This is a genomic window from Halosimplex salinum, from assembly GCF_003730195.1.
Taxonomy (GTDB): domain Archaea; phylum Halobacteriota; class Halobacteria; order Halobacteriales; family Haloarculaceae; genus Halosimplex; species Halosimplex salinum.
The window spans coordinates 246,982-264,730 of the sequence record NZ_QWGG01000002.1; the positions used below are offsets into that span (position 1 = coordinate 246,982).

Genomic DNA, 17,749 nt, shown 5'->3' on the forward strand with positions numbered 1-17,749 from the left:
ACGTTATACCCGCTGGTCGGGATTTGACGCGCATGAAGGTACTCGTCACGGACCCGATCGCGGACGCGGGTCTGGACCGGTTTCGCGATGCGGGCCACGAAGTCGAGACAGCATACGACGTCGAGGGCGACGCGCTCCTGAACGCCGTCGCGGACGCCGACGCGCTGGTCGTCCGGTCGGGGACGGAGGTCACCGCCGAGGTGTTCGCCGCCGCGCCGAACCTCCAGATCGTCGGCCGCGCCGGCATCGGCGTCGACAACATCGACATCGAGGCCGCGACCGACCACGGCGTCATCGTCGCCAACGCACCGCAGGGCAACGTCCGCGCCGCCGCCGAACACTCCGTCGCGATGGCGTTCGCCACCGCTCGCTCCATCCCGCAGGCGCACAACCGCCTGCGCGGCGGCGAGTGGGCGAAGGGCGACTTCCTCGGCACCGAACTCAACGAGAAGACGCTCGGCGTCGTCGGCTTCGGCCGCGTCGGGCAGGAGGTCGCTCGCCGTCTCGACGCGCTGGGCATGGATCTCGTCACCTACGACCCCTACATCAGCGAGGAGCGCGCCGAGCGCTTCGGCGCCGAACTCGTCGACTCGCTCGACGAGTGTCTCGAGCGCGCGGACTTCATCACCATCCACACGCCGCTGACCGACGAGACCGAGAACATGATCGGCGAGGAGGAGATCGCCCAGCTCGAGGGCGGCTACGTCGTCAACTGCGCCCGCGGCGGGATCATCGACGAACCCGCCCTCGCCGAGGCCGTCGAGGACGGCCTGCTCAAGGGCGCCGCCATCGACGTGTTCGCCGACGAACCCGTCGACCCCGACAACCCGCTGCTCGACGTCGAGGACGTCGTCGTGACGCCGCACCTCGGCGCCTCGACGGAGGCCGCCCAGGAGCACGTCGCCACCTCCACGGCCGACCAGATCATCGCCGCGTTCAACGGCGAGCCCGTGATCAACGCGCTGAACGCTCCCTCGATGGACGAGAGCGCGTTCCCCGCCGTCGAGCCGTACCTCGACCTGGCCGACACTGCCGGTACTATCGCCGTCCAGCTGTTCGACGGCCACGTCTCGAACGTCGAGGTGTCCTACGCCGGCGACATCGCGGAACACGACACCGAGATCGTCACGGCCACCGCGCTGAAGGGCGTCTTCGAGCGCGCGGTCGAGACGCAGGTCAACGCCGTCAACGCCGAGCGCATCGCCGAGGAGCGCGGCATCGACGTGACCGAGTCCAAGACCAGCTCTGCGGAAGACTTCCAGAGCCTCATCACCGTCACCGTCTCCGACGACGAGAACGAGGTCAGCGTCTCCGGGACGCAGTTCGCCGGCGACGACGCGCGCATCGTCCGCATCGACGGCTACCGCGTCGACGCCGTCCCGCACGGCCACATGCTCGTCGCTCGCAACGAGGACGTGCCGGGCGTCATCGGCTTCATCGGGACGGTCCTCGGCGAGGCCGACGTCAACATCGCCGGGATGTTCAACGGTCGCGAGACCATCGGCGGCGAGGCCCTGACCGTCTACAACCTCGACGACCCCGTCCCCGGCGAGACCGTCGAACGACTGCTCGACGACGAGCGCGTCATCGACATCACGCAGATCCAGCTCAACGGGCAGTAACACGCCGGGAAACGGGACCGTCCTTCGACCACTACGGCTTCTCCGCACGCGGCTTCAGTCGGTCCGCTCCGGGCCGTCGGCGGGCGGGAACTCGAACTCGAGCCGACCGTCGAGCGAGTAGGCTCCGCCGAGCGGACCGTCGACCTCGGCCGTCACGTCGACGGCGAGAGTCGTCGCCGTCTCGGAGCGCGGCGTGACGAGACACTCCAGCCCGACCGTCTCGTCGGCGAGCGCTCCGAACTCGTCCACCTCGACGACGGTGCCCGCCCCTTCTCCCGAGTGATACAGCGAGACCGACGGCGTCGGCGGCGAGTCCCCCGCGAGTGGCGCTTCGAGCGCGACGCCGACGGGCTCCGCGGACTCGTCGGTCGGGGTCCGGAACCGGAGCCGGAGGTTCGTCAGTTCGGTCCCGTCGCGGTGGGAGAGGTCCACGTCGAAATCGAACGGCGCCGTCCCGCGGAGCAACGCCATCTCGATCCACACGAGCGTCTCGTCGTCGGTCCGGAAATCGAGATACCGCCTGACGGCGCCCTCGCGTCGCCGCTCGATCCCGCGTTCGGGGTCGGATACGGCTCTGCGAACGACTGCTTCCTCACACCCGGCGGTCCCGATCAGACCGGCGGTAGCGGCCGCGAGGAACGCCCGTCGTCGCATGCCGACTGCTGGCACTCCTACGCTGATAATGTTTTACACTTGACTGGTGGGATCGGCCACTGGAACGGGCCCGCTGTCTGTAAAACGGGGTTCTCCTCCCCACGTGCGACGGCCGCGACTATCTGAACAGTTCCCGGAGTCGGCCGAGCGCGCCGGGGTCGGCGGTCCGGTCGGCGCGGTCGGCGGTCGGCCCGCGGTGGTCGGTGGTCGGCTCGGGGATCGACTCGTCGGTCACGAGTGGTTCGTCGCGGCAGGCGTCACGTTCCTGGAGAACGTGTTCGTAGCGATCGACGACGTGCTGGAGGTCGCGCTCCTTCGATTCGAGGCTGCGTTCGAGCGCTGCGACTCTCGCTTCGAGCGTCGCGATCCGTACCAGATACAGCGTCTCCGGCGTGTGATCGACGGTGTCGTCGGTGGTCCCGACGTCCGTAGCGTTCGGCGCTGGTGCTCCGCACGACTCGCCCGCCGACAGGCGGTCGGTGCATGGGATGTCCCCCTGTTCGGGTGGGTCGGCGTTCGCGGCCATGCCTTCAGACAGTCGTCTCTCTCGGGCAAAAAGACCGAGCAGACGAGCGCCCGACACGCGTCAGACGGCCCTCAAAATTCGACTACGGTCTTGCGGTTCCGTCGGTCGAGAACCCGTTACGAACTGTCTGACTCTCTCACCGACGACAGCGCGCCGGACGGGGCGAGTCACTGGCTCTCCCCGTCGGGACCTGCCAGCGACCGATCCGGTGGGGTTTTCCCGGCCCTGCCCCATCGTTGGGCTATGACTGACCCGATCACGGAGCGCGTCGACGACCCGGACGCGGCCCGGGAGTCCGGCCGCCGGAAGATGGAGTGGGCGCGCCAGCACATGCCGATCTGCGAGTCGCTGCGCGAGGATTTCGAGGCCGACCAGCCGTTCGCGGGCGAGGTCGTCGGCATGGCGATGCACGTCGAGGCCAAGACCGCGATCCTGGCCGAACTGCTCGCGGTCGGCGGTGCGGAGGTCGCGATCACCGGCTGTAACCCCCTCTCGACCCACGACGACGTGAGCGTCGCACTCGACAGCGTCGAGGGCGTCACTTCCTACGCGGAGCGCGAGGTCGACGACGACGCGTACTACGCCGCGATGGAGGCGGTCATCGAACACGAACCGACCATCACCGTCGACGACGGGATGGACCTCGTCGCGGCCATCCACGAGGACTACCCGGAGCTCATCGACACCATCGTCGGCGGGTGCGAGGAGACGACCACCGGCGTCCACCGCCTGCGCGCGATGGACGCCGACGGCGAACTCGCCTACCCGATGTTCGCCGTCAACGACACGCCGATGAAGCGGCTGTTCGACAACGTCCACGGCACGGGCGAGTCTTCCCTCGCCTCGATCGCGATGACGACCAACCTCTCGTGGGCCGGCAAGACCGTCGTCGTCGCCGGCTACGGCTACTGCGGGAAGGGCGTCGCGAAGAAGGCCAGCGGGCAGGACGCCAACGTCGTCGTGACCGAGGTCGAACCGCGCCGCGCGCTCGAAGCGCACATGGAAGGCTACGACGTGCTGCCGATGGCCGAGGCCGCCGCGGAGGGCGACGTGTTCATCACGACCACCGGCAACCGCGACGTGATCGTCGAAGAACACTTCGAGGCGATGCAGGACGGCGTCCTGCTCGCCAACGCCGGCCACTTCGACGTCGAGATCGACCTCGACGCACTCTCGGATCTGGCCGTGGATTCGTACGAGGCGCGCGACGGCGTGCAGGCCTACGAGATGGCGGACGGTCGCCGGCTGAACGTCCTCGCCGAGGGTCGACTGGTGAACCTCGCGACGCCCATCGCGCTCGGTCACCCGGTCGAAGTGATGGACCAGAGCTTCGGCGTGCAGGCGGTCTGCGTGCGCGAACTCGTGGAGTCCGGCGACGAGTACGAGGCCGGCGTCCACGAGGTGCCCGATCGGCTGGACAAGGAAGTCGCGGAGATCAAACTGGCGGCAGAGGGCGTGGCGTTCGACGAGTTGACCGAGGCGCAGGAAGAGTATATGGGGTCGTGGCAGCATGGGACGTAGCGAGGCGCGAACGCAGTGAGCGCCTCGAACCGGAGCGGCGAACGGTAGTGAGCCGCGGAGGACGTAGGGAGGTCTGAGCGAAGCGAAGACCTCCGGTCGCGAGCGGGGAACGAAGTGACCCGCGAGCGGGTAGCGAGGCGCTCGCTACGGTGGGAATAGAACGATGGAGACGTCGGGAAGAGGGGGGTGACTACTCGTCGCCGGAGTCGGTGAGGCAGAAGACGAGGCTGCCGTCGTCGAGGCCGGCGATGCGGGTCTGGGCGGTGAACGTCTCGCCGCAGTCGGTCAGGCAGACGGTGCCGCCGGTCCACTGCCAGTCGTCGCGGACGGTCTGGAGCGCGGTGGAGGCGAGGCGGTCGGACTCGTCCTCGGGGAAGCAGGTCTGCCACGGCTGGCCGACGAGGTCGTCGGGGTCGAAGCCGAACCGGCTGGCGAACACGCGGTTGACGAAGGTGTAGGTGCCGTCGGGGTCGACGACGGCGATGCCGTCGCCGGTGGCCTCCATGGCGGTCAGGGTCCGCTTTGCCGTGTGTACCGTCCGGTGGTGGTCGACGAGTCGGCGGACGCGGCGGGCGAGTATCGACATGGTGGAGTCGGGGTCGCCCTTTCGGAGGAGTTCGGTCCAGGTGGAGTCGGGGACCCGTTCGGGGAGGTCCTCGCGACCGGACCCGGTGAAGAGGACGAACGGGAGGTCGGGCGCGCGGTCCCGGACGGCCGAGAGCAGTTCGAGGCCGTCGGTCCCGGGCATGTCGTAGTCGCTGACGATGCAGTCGACCTCGCCGACGCTGCCGAGTGCTGCGCTCGGGTCGGTCTCGGTCCTGACGATCAGGTCCTCGTAGTCGCCGAGGTGGGCCGCGGTCATGTCCAGGTAGTCCGGGTCGTCGTCGACGACGAGCACTTCGATGGGCGCGTCGCTCGCGGTCGCGGCCTGCACGCCCGAGGAGTCTGTATCGTTCATGATGCTCTCACCCATTCGGTTGTGTCCGTTCGTTCGTGCACACGCGAGGCCGCGCACCCGGACTCGGTCTCGATCCGACACTCCCACACCCCGGGCCCGTCATTGCTCGATGGGCTCGGTCTGGTCGGACTGGATCCAGGCGTGTTCGTTCTCGGGGTCGGCGATCATCGCAAGACGGGTGTCGCCGACGTCGTACTCCTCGTAGGTCTCGCGGATCGCGCCGTCGGCGTCCTCGGCGGAGTGGGTCGAGGCCATCTCAGCGGCCCTCCTCGCCGTCGACCGTAACCGTCCTGTCGCTGTCGATACGGACCGTGTGGCCGTTGTACTCGAACTCCACCGACGCCATCGCGCTGCGCTCGTAGAGCGTGTCGAGGGCGTCCGTGTCGACTGCCTCGTACAGCGGCGGGTCCATACTGAGCGGGTCGGTCCCGGTGACGCTGGCTATCGTCTCTATCACGTCGACGCTGATCTGCTGGGTCTCCTGAACTGCCATGCCGTCCATCTTGCTTCGTACTCTATCCAGAGTGGGTATCGAACTGTCCGCTACGTGCATAACGCGGTCCCCGATCTGGGGGCAATATGTATAGTGTCCCATCGCTCGCCCGACCGCGGCGACGCGGGAGGGCCGCCCGAGGAGCGCCCGTTTGCGGGCACCGTCGGGGCCAGACGCCCAGCGGTCGGCGTGGCGTCCCGGTGACTGCCCGACTCGTGTCACTGTGTGGGAAACAACGTATAATTGTCCGTGCTCTCTAATACGACCAATGGATGCAGGCTCGACCCGCGACGCGGACGGTACCGTCGCGGCCAGGGGGGACCACACGGAGCGCTGCGGCGATCCGGGACGGTCACGGGCGGCGGGATCGACCGATACGACTACTGACGCGGGCGGATACGACGGGGGGACGACCGTCGAGGTCCGGCCCGAGTCGACCGACGGGCTGTCCGGTCAGGTCGGCGTGGAGCGGCCGGTGGTCGTCGCGGTTGGGGTCGCGGCGCTCGCCGTCGTTGCGGCGGCGACACTCTCGTTCGCGGGGGTCGACGGGGGCAGCGGGGGACTCACGCTCGTCGGCTTTCTCACGATGGGGGTTCTGGGGCTCGCGGCGTCGAGCGACGGGGAGGACGCCGTCGCGGCGCTGACGGCCAAGGTCGAACGGGCTCGCGCGGGGGAGGACGTGTCCTTCGAGACCGAGCGCGAGGACGGCCTGGGCGAACTCGCGGCGGCAGTCGAGGGGGTGGTCGAGGACCTCCAGGAGTGCGAGCGCCAGCGCGAGTTACACGAGCGGGTGATCGAGTCGGCGCCGGTCGGGGTCACGGTGGCCGACGCGACGGCGGAGGACTGTCCGCTCGTCTCGGTCAACGAGCGCTTCGAGGAGCTGACGGGCTACGAGGCCGAGGAGTGCCTGGGCCGCAACTGCCGGTTCCTGCAGAGGGAGGAGACCGACGAGAAGCCCGTCGACGAGATGCGCGAGGCCATCGCGGCTGGCGAGGAAGTGACGGTCGAACTGCGCAACTACCGGCGGGACGGCACCGAGTTCTGGAACCGGGTCCGGCTGGCGCCGATCGAAGCCAGCGACGGCGCGGTGACTCACTACGTCGGGTTCCAGGAGGACGTGACCGACCGGGTCGAGTACGAGACGGAACTGGAGCGCCAGCAGTCGCTCCTCGACTCCATCTTCGAGCAGGTGCCGATCCACCTCTACGTCAAGGACACCGAGGGCCGGTACGACCGGGTGAGTAGCGCGTACGTACAGGACACCTACGGCTGGGACGAGGAGCGCTTCGTCGGGAAGACCGACCCGGAACTGTTCGACGAACCGTTCGCACAGGAGGCCTACGAGGACGACCTGCGGGTCGTCGAGTCGGGCGAGTCGGTCGTCAACAGGGAGGAGTACCTCCCGCACGTCGACGAGTGGAACCTCACGACGAAGGTGCCCTGGCGCGGCAGCGACGGGGAGATACGCGGGCTGTTCGGCGTCTCCCAGAAGATCACCGAGCGCAAGGAGCGCGAACGGGAGCTCGCGCAGTACCGGGCGTACACGGAGGGGATCCTCGACGCCATCGACGACGTGTTCTACGTGCTCGACGAGAACGGCGACCTCGAGCGGTGGAACGAGGCGCTCGCGGACGTGAGCGGCTACTCCGAGGCGGAGATGGAGTCGATGAACGCGGTCGACTTCTTCGTCGAGGAGGACCGGTCGACGATACGGCGAGCCATCGAGGACATGGACGAAGTCACGGGCGTCCCGCTGGAGGCGCGACTCCTGACGAAAGACGGGGAGTCGGTCCCCTACGAGTTCGTCGCGGCGCCCCTCGATAGCCCGGACGGCGAACGGGCCGTGGCCGGCATCGGCCGGGACATCTCCGAGCGCAAGGAGCGCGAGCGCCAGATGGAGGCGATCGTCGAGAACACGGAGGACGTCATCTACATCAAGGACCGCGAGGGTCGCTATCAGTTCATCAACGAGGCGGGCGCGGTGCGGCTGGGGCTCGACAGGAAGGAGATCGTCGGACTGTGCGACGACGAACTCTTCGACGAGGCGACGGCGGCGGACATCCGGAGCGACGACGAGCGCGTCGTCCAGAACGGTGAGACGGTCTCCCGGGAAGTGGTCCGACCCCTCGACGGCGAGGACCGCGTGTTCCTCGACTACAAACACCCCTATCGCGACGAGACCGGCGACATCGTCGGCATGATGGGGGTCAGTCACGAGATCACCGAGCGCAAGGCCGCCGAGGAGAAGCTGCGCGAGCGCGAACAGCGCCTCGAGGAGTACAGGGAGTACACGGAGGGGATCCTCGACGCCATCGACGACGTGTTCTACGTGCTCGACGAGACGGGGGACCTCCAGCGGTGGAACGAGACGCTCGCCGCGGTGACCGGGTACGACGAGTCGGCCATCGGGTCGATGCACGCGACGGACTTCTTCGCCGAGGACGACCGGGAGCGGATCGCCGACGCCATCCAGACGGCCCTCGAGACGGGCGATACGCTCGTCGAAGCGCCGTTCCTGACCAGCGACGGGGAGTCGGTCCCCTTCGAGTTCATCGCGTCGCGGCTGGAGAACCCGGACGGCGACCCGGTGGTCGTCGGGATCGGTCGGGACATCTCGGAGCGCAAGGCCGCCGAGGAGAAGTTGCGCGAGCGCGAACAGCGTCTGGAGGAGTACAGGGAGTACACGGAGGACATCCTCGACGCCATCGACGACGTGTTCTACGTGTTCGACGACACGGGCGCGATCCAGCGCTGGAACGACAGCCTCAACGAGGTGACGGGGTACTCGGACGAGGAGGTCGCGGCGATGCACGGGACGAACTTCTTCCCGGAAGACGAGCACGAGCAGGTCGTCGAGGCGATCTCGAAGGTGTTCAGGACGGGAGAGGACGAGCGGGTCGACGCGCCGGTGCTGACCGAGGACGGGGCGGAGATCCCTTACGAGTTCGTCGCCACCCGGGTCGAGGATCCCGACGACGAACCGGTCCTCGTCGGCGTCGGGCGCGACATCTCGAAGCGCAAGGCCCGCGAGCGGGAGTTGCGCGAGACCAACGAGCGACTCAACGCGATCATCGAGGCGTCGCCGGCGGCGCTGATGGCGGTCGACTTCGACGACGAGGTGACGCTGTGGAACTCGGCCGCCGAGCGCATCTTCGGGTGGTCGGAGGCGGAGGCGCTGGGCGGCGAACTACCGATCATCCCCGAGGACCGGTCCGGCGAACACGGGGAGGTGATGGACCGCGTCAGGGACGGTGAGGTGATCACCGCTCACGAGACGAAGCGCCGGCGAAAAGACGGGTCGCTCATCGACGTGTCGCTGTCGGTCGCACCGCTCAGGGACTCGGACGGGGAGATAGTCGGGACGCTGGGCGCGCTCGCGGACATCACCGAGCGGAAGACGGCCGAGCGGGAACTGCGTGCGACCAAAGAGCGGATGCAGAAGTTCATCGAGACCTCGCCGGTCGGGGTCGTCGCGACCGATCCCGAGGGGACGGTGACGCTCTGGAACGACGCGATGGAATCGATCTTCGGCTGGTCGGAGGAGGAGGTGCTCTGGAAACCGTTCCCCGCGATATCCGACGACCAGCGGGGCGAGGACGAGGTCCGCCAGCGCGTGCTCGCCGGCGAGTCGTTCTCGGGAGTCGAGGTCCAGCGAGTCCGGAAGGACGGCGAGGTGATCGACATCTCGCTGTCGACGAACGCGATCCGCGACGAGAACGGCGAGGTGACGGAGCTCGTCGCGTACATCGAGGACATCACCGAGCGCAAGGAGCGCGAGCGGGAACTGGTCGGGCGGTCGGCCGCGATGGAGCAGTCCATCGACGGGATGGCGATCCTCGACGAGGACGGCGTCTACGAGTTCGTCAACCAGGCTCACGCCGACATCTACGGCTACGACGACCCGTCGACGTTCGTCGGCGAGACCTGGGAGATGTGCTACGACGAGACCGAACGGGAGCGCCTCGGGAGCGAGGTGCTGCCGGTGTTGACGAGCGAGGGAGAGTGGCGCGGGGAAGCGGCGGGGTACACGGCCGACGAGGCGCGCTTCCCGCAGGAGCTCTCGCTGACCGTCCTGGACGACGGCCGGCAGGTGTGCGTCGTCCGCGACATCACCGACCGGAAGGCGCGCGAGCGCGAACTCGAACGGGCGCGATACCTCCTCCAGCAGGCGGGACGCATCGCGGCCGTCGGCGGCTGGGAGCTCGACCTGACGGGCGAGGAGCGGGAGATGACCTGGACGGACGAGCTCTACCGGCTCCACGGCGTCCCGCCGGGCACGGAGATCGACGTGGAGACGGCCGTCGAGTTCTACCACTCCGACGACCGCGAACAGATCCGCCGGTACTTCCAGCGCGCGATCGAGGTCGGCGAGAGCTACGACATGGAGGTGCGCCTCCAGCCGGAGGACGACTCCGTCCGCTGGGTGCGCGCGATCGGCGAGCCGGTTCGCAAGGACGGCGAGATCGTCCGCGTGCGCGGGTCGATCCAGGACATCACCGAGCAGAAAGAGCGCGAACTCGCCCTGCAGTCGCTCCACGAGGCGACCCGGGGACTGCTCGGCGTCGAGAGCGACGAGGAGGCCGCGGAACTGGTCGTCGACACGGCCCAGTCGGTGCTCGACGTGGCCGGCGTCGCGGTGTACCTGCTCGACGACACCGCCAACAAGCTCGACGCCGTCGCCTGTTCGGACGGGTTCCGGACGCTGTGTGACGCCGACCCGGTGAGCGCGGGCGCGTCCGACTCGCTGCTCTGGAACACCTACGTCACGGGGACGCCGACGGTGTTCGACGACACGACGACGGTCGCGAACTCGCAGGTGTTCGGGGAGGCGGTCAGCGGCGGACTCCTGGTCCCGGTCGGGGACCACGGCGTGTTCGTCGTCGCCACGGCCGAGCGGGCGATAGACCAGGGAGTGCGTCGGCTCGCCGAGACGCTCGTCGCGACGACCGAGGCCGCCTTCGACCGACTGGAGAGCGAGGCGGCGCTCCGCGACCGCGACGCCGAACTGGAGGCGCGCAACACCCGGCTGCGCCGTCAGATCCAGATCACCGACCTGATCCGGCGGATCGACCAGTCGCTCATCCGGGCGGAGTCCCGCGCGGAGGTCGAGTCGACGGTGTGTGACCGCCTCGTCGAGAGCGACGACGTGGCGTTCGCGTGGATCGGAACGGTCGACCCCTCTGGCGAGCGGGTGGACCCGAGCGCCTGGGCGGGCGACGGCGAGGAGTACCTCGACGAGGTGTCGCTGCTGACGGACGGCGAGGGGGTCGAACCGGCGGTGCGGACGGCCGTCTCCGAGGAGCCGACGGTCGTCGGGAACGTCGTGGACGACCTCAAACGGGAGGCCTGGCGCAAGACCGCGCTCGCCGAGGAGTTCCACTCCGTCGTGAGCGTCCCGCTCGCCTTCGGGGAGTACTTCTACGGCGTCCTCACCGTGTACGCGAGCGAGCCGGACGCGTTCGGCGACCTGGAGCGCGAGGTGTTCGCCGAACTGGGCGAGAACGTCGCGTACTCGATCAACACCGTCGAGACCCAGCGCGCGCTCCACACGGACCAGCTGGTCGAGCTCACGCTCGAGTTCGACGCCGAGGACGACGTGCTCGGCCGCCTGGCCGCCCAGGCTGACTGTCGGATCGAGTTCGAGGGGCTGGCCGCTCACTCGGAGGACGAGACCGGCCTGTTCCTGACGGCGTCGGGCGCGTCGACGGCGGCGGTGACCGACGTGCTGGACGCTCTGGTCACGGTGCGCGACTACCGACTCGTGGCCGAACCCGGCGACGAGTCGGAGGACGGGCAGTCGACCGGGACCGCACTGTTCGAGGTGACCGTCGCCGGCGACACGCTCCCGTCGCAGTTCGTCCGTCACGGTGCGGGACCGCGCTCGCTCGTCGCGAGCGCCGAGGGCATCGAAGCGGTCGTCGACCTGCCGACCGCGACGGACGTGCGGGCGTTCGTCGAGATGCTCGCGGAGACACACCCCAGCGTCGACCTCGTGAGCCGGCGGAGCGTCGAGCGCGGCGGCGGGACCCGCCGGGCGCTGGTGTCCTCGCTGTTCGAATCGCTGACCGACCGACAGCTCGAGGTGCTCAGGACGGCCTACTTCGCGGGCTTCTTCGAGTGGCCTCGGACCTCCACCGGCGAGGACGTCGCCGAGATGCTGGACGTGAGCCAGCCTACCGTCAACCGCCACCTCCGGGTGGGCCAGCAGCGCCTCCTCACACAGCTGTTCGAGGAGGCCGACGCCGAGGCCGAGGCGGACTGAGCACTCGCGTCGGCGGTCGGGGCGCGTGACACGCGCTGGCGCTCCGGGGGAAGCTTCAGGGGCGACCCCTCCCGACTCCGAGTATGACGGACGACGCGACGAACGACTGGGACCCGGAGTCCTACGACGCCGACACCGGTTTCGTCCACGAGTACGGCGGTTCGGTCGTGGAACTGCTCGACCCGCAACCGGGCGAGCGCGTGCTCGACCTGGGCTGTGGAACGGGACACCTGACCGCCGACATCGCCGACCGCGTGGGGGCGTCGGGCTCCGTCGTCGGGGTCGATGCCTCGGCGGAGATGGTCGACCGAGCGCGAGAGACGTACCCGGACCTCCGGTTCGAAGTCGCCGACGTCCGCGAGTACTCGCCCGACGAGCCGTTCGACGCCGTGTTCTCGAACGCCGCGCTCCACTGGATCCCCGGTGCCGACCAGCCGGCCGTCGCCGAGCAGGTAGCCGGGATGCTGGACACCGGCGGTCGGTTCGTGGCGGAACTGGGCGGCTCGGGAAACGTGTCGGCCATCGTCGACGCGACGCTGGCGGAGCTACGGACTCGCGGGTACGATGCCGCGAACCCGTGGTACTTCCCGACCGTCGGCGAGCACGCCTGCGTGCTGGAGTCGGCGGGGTTCGAGGTGCGACTGGCGCGGCTGTTCGACCGCCCGACGGAACTGGACGGCGGCGACGGGGGGCTGGCCGACTGGCTCGACGTGTTCGGCGACTCGCTGTTCGCGGCGCTGGAGAGCGACGAGAAGGAGGCGGTGGTGTCCGCTGTCGAGGACCGGATCCGCCGGGAGCTGTTCGACGCCGAAGCGGACGCCTGGATCGCGGACTATCGGCGACTGCGGTTCGTCGCCGTTCGGGAGTGAGTGGGAACCGACTCCGCGAGAGGGGATCGTTTCGGGTCGAACGCAGTGGCGAGGTCACTTTCACTCCGTGGCGGGCGGTTATGTTCGCGCCCGGCGATCACCCGGTGATGTCGTCGAAACAGCACGAATCCGGGAACGGGATGGCGTTGAGCACCGTCTACGTCGGCGTCGAGGACATGGACCGCGCGCTGTCGTTCTACGAGGACCTGTTCGGGATGGAACCCGAGCAGGCTGAGGAGCGGTTCTCGATGTTCGCGTTCGATGGAGTGGATTTCGGCCTTTATGATGGGAGTGCCGACGGTCACGAGTTCGAGTTCGGCGACAACTGCGTCCCGAACTTCGAGGTCTCGGACGTGGACGCGGCGTTCGAGCGGGTCTCGGAGCTGGCCCCGGAGGTGGTGTCTGACGGGATTCTGGACATCGACGGCTACCGCTGTTTCCACGTCCGGGATACCGAGGGGAACGTCGTCGAACTGTTCAGCGTCGACTCGGCGTGACTCGGGTTCTGGGTTTTCGTTCGCTTTTCGCAGGGTGTTGGGTGGATGCTGGTCGAGTGGAGTGGCGTGAATCGGACTCCGCCGCCGCCGATAGCAAGCGCTGAAAGCCCTCGGCGCGCTCGCTCACGGGTCGCTGCGCTCCCCGTTCGCGTGTCGAGGTGCTCGCTTCGCTCGCACCTCGCTCTCGCGGTCGCTGGACGGCATATCCTCGGTCGCTTCGCTCCCTCGGATAGGGGCCGTCCAGACGACTATCCTTCGGCGCGAGCGCGCCTCGCCCTTTCAGTCCGCCGGAAGACTCACTCCGTTCGTCTTCCGAGCCCTGACTCGCTCCGCTCGTCAGTCCACCGAGGACAACACCGCGACCCCACCGCACATCACCGCAGACAGCCTCGTACCTCCCCAGCCGATTCGCTCGTTCGCTCCGCTCACTCGCTCATCCCTCGCACGGTGCTGTCGCGGCATGAACGCCGCGACAGCGCGCGCCAGTGCTGACTCCCTCTTTGCGCCCGATCAATCTCCGACGGCGCCCACCTGCACTTTCCAGAGGTCGGCGTACTGCCCGTCGCGCTCCAGCAGGTCGTCGTGCGCGCCCTGCTCGACGATCCGGCCGTCGTCCATGACGACGATGCGGTCGGCGTTGCGGACCGTCGAGAGGCGGTGGGCGACGACGAAAGTGGTGCGGTCTTCGGTCACCTCGTCGAGCGAGCGCTGGATGAGCACCTCCGTCCGGTTGTCGACGTGGCTGGTCGCCTCGTCGAAGACGAGCATCGGCGGGTCCGCGAGGAGGACGCGAGCGATGGCGATGCGCTGGCGCTGCCCGCCGGAGAGTTTGACGCCGCGCTCGCCCACCTCGGCCTCGTAGCCTTCGTCCAGTTCGCTGATGAACTCGTGGGCGCCGGCGTCCCGCGCGGCGGCCTCGATCTCGGCGTCCGTGGCGCTGTCGACCGCGTATTCGATGTTCTCTCTGATGGTGCCGGTGAACAGGAACGGGTCCTGTGCGACGTAGCCGATCGACCGGCGTAGGGACTCGCGCGTGAGGTCACGAACGTCGTGGCCGTCGACCCGGACCGCGCCCTCGTCCGGGTCGTAGTACGCCTGCAGGAGCTTCAGCAGGGTCGACTTGCCGGCGCCGGTCTCGCCGACGAGACCGACCGTCTCGCCGGGTTCGACGGCCAGATCGATGTCGTGGAGGACGAACTCGTCGGTGCCGGGATAGCTGAAGGACACGTCGTCGTACTCGACGCGGCCCTGGGGGTCGTCGAGTTCCGTCCGGCCGTCGTCGCGGGGCGGGTCCATCCGTTGGACGCCGAGGATGCGCTTGGCGGAGGAGGTCGCGCCCTTGTAGAGGCCGGTCACCCAGGCGAGGAAGCGGACCGGGAGCACGAGGTTCTGGGTGTAGTACATGAACGGGACGAGTTCGCCGGCGGTGATCGTGCCGGGAACGAACCAGAACTGGCTCTCGATGGCCCACTCGGTGCCGACGAACAGCGTCGCGACGAAGGCGACGCCGGCCAGCAGTCGCAGGGAGGGCTGGTGGGCGACGCCGACGAGGTGGGCGCGCCAGCTCGCGTCGCGGTGGGTGGCCGACTGGCGCTCGACGCGGTCGGTCTCGTAGCGCTCGCCGCCGAAGGCCTTGACAGTTTGAATGCCGCTGACGTTCGTCTCCAGCAGCGCGTTCAGGACGCCGGTCTCCTCGCGCACCTCGTCGTTCCGGGCCTCGTGGCGCATCCCGTACCAGAAGTTGACGGCGAGGAGTACCGGGGCGATGGCCAGCGAGATGAGCGCGAGCCGCCAGTTGAGCAGCGCCATGTAGAACACGGAACTGGCGAACATCGCGACGGCGGTGACGCCGAGGTTCGGCCCGATCTCGAGGAACTGCTCCAGCGAGTTCACGTCGTTGTTGAGGACGCTCATCACCTCGCCGGTCTGCTGGGTGTCGAAAAAGCCCATGTCGAGGCGCTGGACGGTGTCGAAGGCGTCGACGCGGACGCGGTGGAGCGTCCGCTGGGCGAAGAGGAACAGGGAGTACTGGGCGAAGATGCCCATGCTCATGTCGACGACTTTGACGCCGAGCAGGAGCGCGACCGTGAACGCCAGTTGTGGCGTCGGGTCGGCCGGGATCCAGCCGGTCGGCACGAGCGGCAGGTCGTAGGCCCGGTCGTTGAACATCGCGTCGAACGCCAGCCCGATGACGAACATGTCCATGTTCGAGAGGAACTGCGCGCCGACGGAGGAGAGCCCGCCGGCCCCGAGCCACCGGAGGTTCCCCCGGCCGCCGTCACGGAGCAGCGACGCCAGCGGCCAGCGCTCGTCCTCGGCCGCCGCCGCTATCTTCCCGCGCCCGCCCTCGCTGCTCGCGGCGTCGCCGCTCCCTGTGTCCGAGGACTCACTTCGTTCGTCTTCGCTCTCGCTCATCGGCTCACCTCCCCGTCGAGGACCGACTCGACGCGCTCGGACGGGCGGTCCTCGCCCCTGGCTCGCGCGAGGAACGACTCCGAGACGGCGTCGATGTCGCCGACCTGCACCTTCCAGAGGTCGGCGTAGAGCCCGTCTCGCTCGACGAGTTCCTCGTGGGTGCCCTGTTCGACGACGCGGCCGTCGTCGACGACGACGATGGTGTCGGCGTTGCGGACCGTCGAGAGCCGGTGGGCGATGGCGAGCGTGGTCCGCTCGCCGGCGAGCGCGTCGATGCTCTCCTGTATCTGCCGTTCGGTCTCGTTGTCGACGTGGCTGGTCGCCTCGTCGAGGACGAGAATTTCGGGCTCGCGGAGGAGCGCGCGGGCGATGGCGACGCGCTGGCGCTGGCCGCCCGAGAGGCTCTCGCCCCGTTCGCCGACTTGCGTGTCGTAGCCGTCCGGGAGCTCCGAGACGAACTCGTGAGCGCCCGCGAGCTTCGCGGCCCGTTCGATCTCGGCCTGACCGGGGTCGTCCACGGCGTACCCGATGTTCTCCCGGATCGTCCCGTAGAAGAGGAACGGGTCCTGCGAGACGTAGCCGAGGTGTTCGCGCAGGCTGTGTGGGGAGACGTCGGCCACGTCGGTGCCGTCGATCCGCACGGCTCCGCTGTCGGGCTCGTAGAACCGGAAGAGGAGCTTCGTGATCGTCGACTTGCCGGCACCGGTCGGGCCGACGATGCCGACGAGCGAACCGGGCTCGGCGGTGATGCTCACGTCGGTGAGTTGCTGCTCGTCGCTGCCCTGGTAGCCGAAGCAGACGTCGTCGTACTCGATGCGCCCCTCGCGCACGTCGAGGGTCTCGCCGGTGTCGTCGGCGTCGCGGTCCGTCTCGAGGACGGCGACGATGCGCTTGCTGGAGGCAAGCGCGTTCTCGTAGCTGTCGAGCACGTCGAGCATGAGCTGTCGGATCGGGCCGTAGAAGGACTTGCTGTAGAGCAGGAAGGTGACGAGCGTCCCGGCGGTCAGCGCCTCGCCGAGGACGGGCGGCGCGCCGTTGAGGTTGATGTACGCGCCGAGCGCGAACAGGCCGATGAAGGAGAAGGAGGCGACCGACCAGCTACTGAGGTTGAAGGCGAGGCGGAGGCGGATCACCGACCAGTTGCGGTCGCGGTACTCGCGGGAGGCGCCGGCGACGGCGTCGCGCTCGCGGTCCTCGCGTGCGAAGCTCTTGACGGTCGCGATGCCGTCGATGCTGTCCTCCAGCATGGCGTTGACGCGACCGACGCTCTCGCGGACCTCCTCGTACACCGGTTCGACGCGGGTGGTGTACCAGCGGCCCAGCAGCGCGAGGCCGACGGGGAGGACCAGCAAGAGCGCCGCCAGTCGGAGGTGGAGCGCCGCCATGAACGCGAAGGCGACGGCGATCTGCATGACGAAGCGCAGCCCCTGGACGGCGTTGTTGCCGAAGCCGTTCAGGTTGCTCACGTCGTTGTTGAGGACGCTCATCACGTCGCCCGTCTGGCGCTCGTCGAAGAATCCGAGGTCGCGGTCGACGAGCGCGTCGAACGTGTCGACGCGGATGTCGTGGAGGGTCCGCAGGCGCGCGGTCCCCGATATCCGGCCGGCGAACCAGCTCAGGCCGGCGTCGAGGCCGTACGCGGTCACGAGCAGCCCGATCGTGAAGGTGACCTGTCCCTCCGTGGTCGTCGGGATCCATCCCGTGGGGACGCCCGGAAGCGTGTACGGCGTGCTCGACAGGAGGATGGCGTCCAGCGCGACGCCGACCACGACGGCAGGGACGCGCTGGGGGACCTGTGCGAGCGCCGTCCCGACGATAGCGACGAGATAGCGGGGCGCGTAGGGGCGAGCGTACCGGCGGACCAGGTGCCAGAGCGGGTTGTCGATGTGTTCGGGCACCTCGTACTCTGGGGACTCACTCACGATGGGACAC

The 17,749-nt window shown here is 68.7% G+C and carries 12 protein-coding genes; 5 read left to right on the plus strand and 7 right to left on the minus strand.

Annotated elements, in window-relative coordinates; all coding sequences use genetic code 11:
• The first annotated feature begins 32 nt into the window (after positions 1 to 32).
• Positions 33 to 1,622 carry a phosphoglycerate dehydrogenase gene (serA, locus tag D1409_RS06570; protein WP_123535317.1) on the plus strand — a complete coding sequence of 530 codons (1,590 nt, stop codon included), beginning with the start codon at positions 33 to 35 and terminating at the stop codon, positions 1,620 to 1,622.
• 54 nt (positions 1,623 to 1,676) lie between these two features.
• On the opposite strand, the gene D1409_RS25160 is transcribed toward serA, so the two are convergent.
• On the minus strand, positions 1,677 to 2,276 hold the full coding sequence (locus D1409_RS25160; protein ID WP_206424992.1) for a hypothetical protein: 600 nt from the start codon (positions 2,274 to 2,276) through the stop codon (positions 1,677 to 1,679).
• Positions 2,277 to 2,394: 118 nt separating this feature from the next.
• On the minus strand, positions 2,395 to 2,802 hold the full coding sequence (locus D1409_RS06580; protein ID WP_123535319.1) for a hypothetical protein: 408 nt from the start codon (positions 2,800 to 2,802) through the stop codon (positions 2,395 to 2,397).
• Positions 2,803 to 3,045: 243 nt separating this feature from the next.
• Between D1409_RS06580 and D1409_RS06585 the strand changes: the two genes are divergently transcribed.
• Entirely contained in the window at positions 3,046 to 4,323 is a 1,278-nt protein-coding gene (locus tag D1409_RS06585; RefSeq protein ID WP_123535321.1) for an adenosylhomocysteinase, read from the plus strand.
• 190 nt (positions 4,324 to 4,513) lie between these two features.
• On the opposite strand, the gene D1409_RS06590 is transcribed toward D1409_RS06585, so the two are convergent.
• The 3 genes from D1409_RS06590 to D1409_RS06595 all read right to left on the minus strand — a co-directional run bounded on the left by D1409_RS06590 (position 4,514) and on the right by D1409_RS06595 (position 5,783).
• Positions 4,514 to 5,281 (minus strand): response regulator, encoded by a 768-nt coding sequence (locus D1409_RS06590; protein WP_164471590.1) that lies wholly within the window; start codon positions 5,279 to 5,281, stop codon positions 4,514 to 4,516.
• 99 nt (positions 5,282 to 5,380) lie between these two features.
• A complete protein-coding gene (locus D1409_RS24365) occupies positions 5,381 to 5,536 on the minus strand; it encodes a hypothetical protein (protein ID WP_164471591.1) in 156 nt (51 codons plus the stop codon).
• A gap of 1 nt (position 5,537) precedes the next feature.
• On the minus strand, positions 5,538 to 5,783 hold the full coding sequence (locus D1409_RS06595) for a HalOD1 output domain-containing protein (RefSeq protein WP_123535325.1): 246 nt from the start codon (positions 5,781 to 5,783) through the stop codon (positions 5,538 to 5,540).
• A 259-nt stretch (positions 5,784 to 6,042) separates the two neighbouring features.
• Here D1409_RS06595 and D1409_RS06600 point away from each other — a divergent pair, with 259 nt between their 5' ends.
• The 3 genes from D1409_RS06600 (at position 6,043) to D1409_RS06610 (ending at position 13,402) form a co-directional block, all read left to right on the plus strand.
• Positions 6,043 to 12,036 (plus strand): PAS domain S-box protein, encoded by a 5,994-nt coding sequence (locus D1409_RS06600; protein WP_123535327.1) that lies wholly within the window; start codon positions 6,043 to 6,045, stop codon positions 12,034 to 12,036.
• Positions 12,037 to 12,119: 83 nt separating this feature from the next.
• Positions 12,120 to 12,905, plus strand: a complete 786-nt coding sequence (locus tag D1409_RS06605; protein WP_123535329.1) for a class I SAM-dependent methyltransferase — start codon at positions 12,120 to 12,122, stop codon at positions 12,903 to 12,905.
• A 107-nt stretch (positions 12,906 to 13,012) separates the two neighbouring features.
• Positions 13,013 to 13,402, plus strand: a complete 390-nt coding sequence (locus D1409_RS06610; protein ID WP_123535966.1) for a VOC family protein — start codon at positions 13,013 to 13,015, stop codon at positions 13,400 to 13,402.
• A gap of 510 nt (positions 13,403 to 13,912) precedes the next feature.
• Here D1409_RS06610 and D1409_RS06615 read toward each other — a convergent pair.
• Together D1409_RS06615 and D1409_RS06620 are read right to left on the minus strand one after the other, a co-directional pair.
• Entirely contained in the window at positions 13,913 to 15,817 is a 1,905-nt protein-coding gene (locus D1409_RS06615) for an ABC transporter ATP-binding protein (protein ID WP_123535331.1), read from the minus strand.
• The gene (locus D1409_RS06620; RefSeq protein ID WP_123535333.1) at positions 15,814 to 17,739 is read right to left on the minus strand and encodes an ABC transporter ATP-binding protein; all 1,926 of its coding nucleotides are present in this window, start codon (positions 17,737 to 17,739) and stop codon (positions 15,814 to 15,816) included. The genes D1409_RS06615 and D1409_RS06620 overlap by 4 nt, the downstream gene beginning before the upstream one ends.
• Positions 17,740 to 17,749: the final 10 nt, after the last annotated feature.